At 58.6% G+C, this 5865-nt stretch carries 6 protein-coding genes, 1 tRNA gene and 1 pseudogene; 4 read left to right on the top strand and 4 right to left on the bottom strand.

What is annotated here, in order from left to right; all coding sequences use genetic code 11:
- Positions 1-471: AarF/UbiB family protein (locus ACFE0K_RS00720; protein ID WP_434534228.1), on the top strand; the 471-nt coding region annotated here is incomplete at its 5' end.
- Between the two features lie 16 nt (positions 472-487).
- Here the strand turns inward: ACFE0K_RS00720 and ACFE0K_RS00715 are convergent.
- From ACFE0K_RS00715 to rimO, 3 genes are all read right to left on the bottom strand, one after another.
- A complete protein-coding gene (locus tag ACFE0K_RS00715; RefSeq protein ID WP_434534227.1) occupies positions 488-1438 on the bottom strand; it encodes an alpha/beta fold hydrolase in 951 nt (316 codons plus the stop codon).
- 385 nt (positions 1439-1823) lie between these two features.
- Entirely contained in the window at positions 1824-2669 is an 846-nt protein-coding gene (locus tag ACFE0K_RS00710; protein ID WP_434534226.1) for a DMT family transporter, read from the bottom strand.
- Between the two features lie 4 nt (positions 2670-2673).
- Entirely contained in the window at positions 2674-3999 is a 1326-nt protein-coding gene (gene rimO, locus ACFE0K_RS00705) for a 30S ribosomal protein S12 methylthiotransferase RimO (protein WP_434534225.1), read from the bottom strand.
- 129 nt (positions 4000-4128) lie between these two features.
- On the opposite strand from rimO, the gene thpR reads away from it, so the two are divergent.
- The gene (gene thpR / locus ACFE0K_RS00700; RefSeq protein WP_434534224.1) at positions 4129-4641 is read left to right on the top strand and encodes an RNA 2',3'-cyclic phosphodiesterase; all 513 of its coding nucleotides are present in this window, start codon (positions 4129-4131) and stop codon (positions 4639-4641) included.
- An 85-nt stretch (positions 4642-4726) separates the two neighbouring features.
- Entirely contained in the window at positions 4727-5356 is a 630-nt protein-coding gene (locus tag ACFE0K_RS00695; RefSeq protein WP_434534223.1) for a YbhB/YbcL family Raf kinase inhibitor-like protein, read from the top strand.
- A gap of 64 nt (positions 5357-5420) precedes the next feature.
- On the opposite strand, the gene ACFE0K_RS00690 is transcribed toward ACFE0K_RS00695, so the two are convergent.
- Positions 5421-5497, bottom strand: a tRNA-Pro gene (locus tag ACFE0K_RS00690).
- A gap of 141 nt (positions 5498-5638) precedes the next feature.
- Here ACFE0K_RS00690 and ACFE0K_RS00685 point away from each other — a divergent pair.
- Positions 5639-5865: pseudogene (locus ACFE0K_RS00685) on the top strand (SAM-dependent methyltransferase); the annotation flags it as partial.

The raw sequence follows: 5865 nt of genomic DNA, 5'->3' as shown, positions 1-5865 counted from the left end.
TTAACCAGCTACCTGCAGCAGGTGACCCGTTTCGGGGTCTACCAGGCGGATCCGCACCCGGGAAATTTCCTGGTTAACGATCAGGGCCAGGTAGTGATTCTGGATTTCGGCGCCATCGGGGTGCTGACGCCGGACGAAGTTCGCCGCTACTCACGTTTGCTGTATGGCCTGATGGGCTTTGAAGGGAAGGTGGATATCGGCGAGCTGTTTGTTCAGGCAGGCTTCAAAGGTGGAAGCCCTGAAACCTTGAAGGAGCTGGCATTGTTTGTGCTGACCGACAAGGTCAACCAGCAGGGGCCGGTGGCGGCGATGGGCGAGTTGATGCAGCGATTCCGTGAAGAGAAAATCAGTATTCCCGACTCCTACATCGGCATCTCCCGGGTACTGATCACGCTGGGTGGCTTCCTGATGAGCTACCGGGTGCCGTTTGACTGGACACCGCCGGAGCAGCGGCAGGCCCAGTCAACGTAGCAATAACCCGTACGGATCAGGAATCTGCCTGGGCTTCCCGCCAGAACACCCGGAAGGCATCGGCGCTTTTGGTGGGCGCTTCTGCCATGGGGACATGGCCAATGCCATCAAGAATCACTGCCCGTGAGCGGGGCAACTCTTCAAGAAACGCCTCCACATTGTCCACTCCCAGCAAACGGTCTTCGCGACCCCACAGGATCAGCGCCGGCTGATTCAGAGTGGCCAGCGTGCCGGTGCCTTCCAGGCTCATACCCGGATCGGTGTCCATATCCTGCCAGATCTTGTCAGCCACCGGGGCATTCTCGGCTTTCTTGGCGCCCATGATGTCGATAAAGAATTCGGGAATGTAAGGGGCATCTTCCATGGCCCATTTGAGCGTGGTGTGGAACTGTTCCGGGCTGCGCGGGATCAGCGGATTGCTGTCGCTAGTAGCCTGGATGGCCTTGAAGTCTTCGGTCTGCCGGGTCAGCCCAGCAGCGTCCACCAACCCCATGGAGAGCACCTGCTGTGGCACAGCTTGCGCCATGGCCAGAGTGATGGCGCCGCCCATGGAGTTGCCGGCCACGTGATAGGCAGAAATGTCCAGGGTCTCCATCAGGGTGACCAGGCGTTTTGCCTGGGCTGCCATGGTGTAATCCAGATCCGTATTGCGGGTGGTTTCACCGTGGCCCGGCAGGTCAGGCACTACAAAATGGAAGTCGCCTTCCAGCTCGTTGACGAAGCGTACCCAGTTACTGGAATCGGCACCGAAACCATGAATCAACAGGACCACTGGCTTGTCTTGCTGGCCTTCGCTGCGTAGCAGGTGCCACTGAATACCATCGCGGGTTTCCAGGGTCTGGTCTGTCAGGCCGGCGCGACCCTTTTCCAGGCTCAAGCCGGTCTCGTAGGCCCATTTTGCCAGTCCGTCGCAGCCGGAAAGGATGATCGTGCTGATCAACAGCAGGCTGAGTTTCAATGAATGCATGCAGAAATCCCGTTTGTTGTTTTGCCGACCCACGAGCATAGGCGATTTTGTCGCCTTGTGTCCTTCTCTGCGGGCCAATATCCAATGGGCCTCTACGTCCCTCTCTCGGGATAGACTGCTAGGGAGCCTCTGAATAACTCCTTGCGTACTCAGCGTGGCCTGAAGGGTGCAGCTGTTGTGTTTTGTCGCGACGGGCAGGGTGGTTCCCTTTCCTAGTGGCAAAGCGCAGCAGATGGGCCCTTCAGGCCGCGCCCTCCGGGTCTTCCAGGCTGGCCCGCACTCGTCGTTACAATGTCTCGATGGGTGGACACACACCTTCAACATTGCGCCTAGATTGCGAGCCAGCCTGAAAGACTGAGCATGCAAGGAGTTATTCAGAGGCTCCCTAGCGGCTTTTCAGATTCCAGACACCGGCGGCGACAATTAGCAGGGTGCCAATCAGGGTAGTCAGTACCAGGGTTTCGCCCCAGAACATCCAGCCGAGCAGAGCGGCCCAGACCACGGAAGAATAGTTGTAGACACCCACCTGACCCGGGCGGGCGATTTGGTAGGCAGTAGTCATGGCATATTGGCCACCGGTGGCCACCAGACCGATGCCGAACAGCCACAGGTAGTCGGTGCCGGTGGGCAAAGTGCTGGCCCAGGGCAGGGGCAGGGCGGAGAACAGGGTGGCAAACAGGGCGAAATAGAAAACCACTCGCTGGGCGGGTTCCGACACCGCCATGCGCCGGATGCTCACCTTGGCCACACTCATGATGGCGGCCCCCGCCAGCGCCACCCACATCACCGGGTTCACGCTGCCGCTGCTCACGTCCATGATCACGGCAACCCCGGCAAAACCGCCGACAATGGCTAGCCAGGTGCGCACACTGATCACTTCCCTCAGCCACAACCAGGCCACGATCGGCAGAAAGAAGGGTACGGTCATTTTCACCAGCACCGCTTCAGCCAGGGCAATGTGGCCGATGGTGTAGAAGAAACAGAACATGGCAGTGACCCCGGTAAAACCGCGGATCATGTGCAGATGCAAGAAACGGGTGCGCAGCTGGCCAAAGCCGCCGCGGGAGGCAATGATCGGAATCAGAATCAGCAGCCCGAACAGATTGCGGGCAAAGACGATCACCTCGGTGTCGAGGTGATCGGACAGATGCTTGATCATGGCGGCCATCACCGCTAGCAGGCCCTCACCGAGAACCAGTAGCAGAGCGCCCTTGAGGGGCTGATCGTTCACGGGATCAATGGCCGACCGGTACCGGAGTACCCCAGAGATCATGTTCGTCGGCGTGCTCGATATTCACCATCAGGCGCTGGCCGGGTTTCAGGTCGCTTTCTCCGTTCAAATAAACCAGGCCATCGATCTCCGGCGCATCTGCCTGGGAGCGGGCGATGGCGCCTTCCTCGTCCACTTCGTCCACCAGCACTTCCAGGGTCCGGCCGATTTTCTTTTGCAGCTTGGCGGCACTGATACGGGCCTGCACGTTCATGAAGCGCTCGCGGCGTTCTTCCGCCACGTCCGGGTCCACCGGATCGGGCAGGGCGTTGGCCTGGGCGCCTTCCACCGGGGAATAAGTGAAACAGCCCACCCGGTCCAGTTGTGCTTCTTCCAGCCAGTCCAGCAGGAGCTCGAAATCCGCATCGGTCTCACCGGGGAAGCCGGTGATAAAGGTGCTGCGCAAGGTGATGTCCGGGCAGATTTCCCGCCAGCGACGAATTCGCTCCAAGGTGTTTTCAGCATGAGCTGGGCGCTTCATGTTCTTCAGCACGCGGGGGCTGGCGTGCTGAAAGGGAATATCCAGATAGGGGAGGATGTGGCCTTCCGCCATCATCGGGATAATGTCGTCCACATGGGGGTAGGGGTACACATAGTGCAGCCGCACCCAGGCGCCGAGCTGGCCCAGCGCCTGACACATTTCCAGCATGCGGGTCTTCACCGGCATGCCCTGCCAGAAACCGGTCTGGTACTTGCGATCCACCCCATAGGCGCTGGTGTCCTGGCTGATTACCAGCAACTCCTGCACGCCAGATTTCACCAGGCGCTCTGCTTCATCCATCACATCGCCAATCGGGCGCGAATCCAGTTTGCCGCGCATGCTGGGGATGATGCAGAAACTGCACTTGTGATTGCAGCCTTCGGAAATCTTCAGGTAGGCGTAGTGACGGGGAGTCAGTTTAATGCCTTGCGGGGGGACCAGATCGAGAAAAGGATCATGGTTCTGGCTCGGTGGCACCACCTGGTGAACGGCGTTAACCACCTGTTCGTATTGCTGCGGGCCAGTGACGGACAGGACCGAGGGATGCACCTTGCGAATGGTGTCCTCTTCCACGCCCATGCAGCCGGTGACAATCACCTTGCCGTTTTCGCTGAGCGCTTCGCCAATGGTGTCGAGTGACTCGGCTTTGGCATCGTCGATAAAACCACAGGTGTTGACCACCACCACGTCGGCATCATCATAACTGGATGTGACTTCGTAGCCTTCCGTGCGAAGCTGGGTCAGAATACGTTCAGAGTCCACCAGGGCCTTGGGGCAACCCAGACTGATGAAACCGACTTTACCGGACATAGTGATACCTCGAGATTGGCATCCGCTCAATGATGGCTAAGACTGGCTGGGCGAACGGGGGCGCAATTCTACCGCCGTCACCGCTTTGAAGCCATGCTGCCCAGGCTCTTATAGACAGGAGGTTTTTTCATGCGCTGTTTTGTCGGCGTACCGGTAACCGGGTCTCTGGCCCGGGAGTGCAAGGAGCTTTCCCTGGGATTGCCACGGGCCACTCCTCGACCCAATCTGCATCTGACGCTGGCCTTTCTGGGGCAATGTACCCCGTCGGGAGTGGCCCGATTATCCGGAGAATTGCAGTCGCTGGCCGGCCGCTTTCCGGCGTTTGATCTGGACTTTGATTGCTGTGAACCCTTTCCGGCGGAGCAGGGCCCTTTTCTGGCGCTGACCACGACTACTTCCGCTCCTCTCAATGCCTTGCACGAAGCCCTGTGGGAATGCCTCAGTCGTCAGGGTGTAGAGCGCGAACAGCGAGCCTTTCGGCCGCACATTACCCTGGCAAAGCCGGGGCTGGCTCTGGCACCACAAACGGGCCGCTGGTTGCTGTCGGTAGATCAACTCTGTCTCTACCAGAGTGAACTGATACAGGGTGAGGTCCCTACCTACCGGCCATTATCCCAACACCCGCTGACCGGTATGGCTTGAACTGAAATGGCAATGACAGGTTGAATTTATTGCCTGCAACTGCAAGGTTGGGGGCTGTGCAAACACTGATTTAAGGAGTCGTCCCATGGAGCTACTCAGTAACAGCCTCACCGATCAGGCTCCCATCGCTGAGAAGTTCGCTTTCGCAGTGATTGACCCGGAAAACCATGTGGCCCTGTCCAGTAACATCAATCCTCACCTGGCCTGGAAAGGCGAGCCGGCCGGGACCCGCTCTTTCGCGGTGGTCTGTCATGATCCGGATGTGCCCAGTGCGGGAGATGATGTGAACCAGGAAGACCGCGAAGTCCCCGCCGACTTGCCGCGGGTGAATTTCTATCACTGGACCCTGTTCGACATTCCCGCTGACCAGAGCGAGCTGATGGAAGGCAGCCATTGCCAGGGGATAACCCCACGGGGTAAATCCGGACCGTCAGCACCACAGGGTCTGCGGCATGGTCTTAACGACTACACCAGCTGGTTTGCCGGCGACGGGGATATGGAAGGGAGCTACTTTGGCTATGACGGCCCCTGTCCGCCCTGGAACGACAGCATTGTGCATCGTTATGTCTTTACCGTTTACGCACTGGATGTGAGCAAATTGCCGGTCAAGGATGATTTCAGTGGTGCGGCCATTGTTGCGGCCATGGAAGGGCATGTGTTGGCCAAAGCCGGTATCACGGTGAGCTACACGCTGAACCCGCGATTGGCAGACTGAGAAGACACAAAAAAGGCCGCAAAAGCGGCCTTTTTTGTAGGCCCTTGATGACAAGGGCCTGAATTGGTCGGAATAGCAGGATTCGAACCTGCGACCCCTACGTCCCGAACGTAGTGCTCTACCAGGCTGAGCTATATTCCGAGTTCGCTGGCGCATTCTAGCAGCCAAATTGCAAAATACCATCCCTAAATAGGCGTGGCCGGGCTGTTTGCGCAGAATCTGGTCAACAGCCGGCAGGGCAGGCAGAATGCGCGGTTTGATCGATCGGCAAGCAGGAACGGTATGACAACCTTTGAGCATCCTTGGGGCGAATTGACTTTGCAGCGCTGGCCTCGCCGCCGTAATGAGTCTTTGCAAGCCTGGGATAATGCCGATCACTACCTGCTGAGGGTCCTCCAGGATAGCCATGCCGTACCGGTACCGCTGGTGGTCAACGATCAGCACGGGGCACTGGCATTGGCCGCTGCCCAGCATGGGCGAGTGATGACGTCAGGTGATCATTTTTTCGC

This window comes from Alcanivorax sp. (assembly GCF_051117345.1).
In the GTDB taxonomy this organism is placed as follows: Bacteria; Pseudomonadota; Gammaproteobacteria; order Pseudomonadales; family Alcanivoracaceae; genus Alcanivorax.
The sequence above is the reverse complement of the archived record's forward strand: the minus strand, read 5'-3'. Positions and strand labels throughout refer to the sequence as shown.

Coding starts and splice junctions, on each gene's coding strand:
- ACFE0K_RS00715 (WP_434534227.1), bottom strand. CDS start 1,438: ATGCATTCATTGAAACTCAGCCTGCTGTTGATCAGCACGATCATCCTT.
- rimO (WP_434534225.1), bottom strand. CDS start 3,999: ATGTCCGGTAAAGTCGGTTTCATCAGTCTGGGTTGCCCCAAGGCCCTG.
- thpR (WP_434534224.1), top strand. CDS start 4,129: ATGCGCTGTTTTGTCGGCGTACCGGTAACCGGGTCTCTGGCCCGGGAG.
- ACFE0K_RS00695 (WP_434534223.1), top strand. CDS start 4,727: ATGGAGCTACTCAGTAACAGCCTCACCGATCAGGCTCCCATCGCTGAG.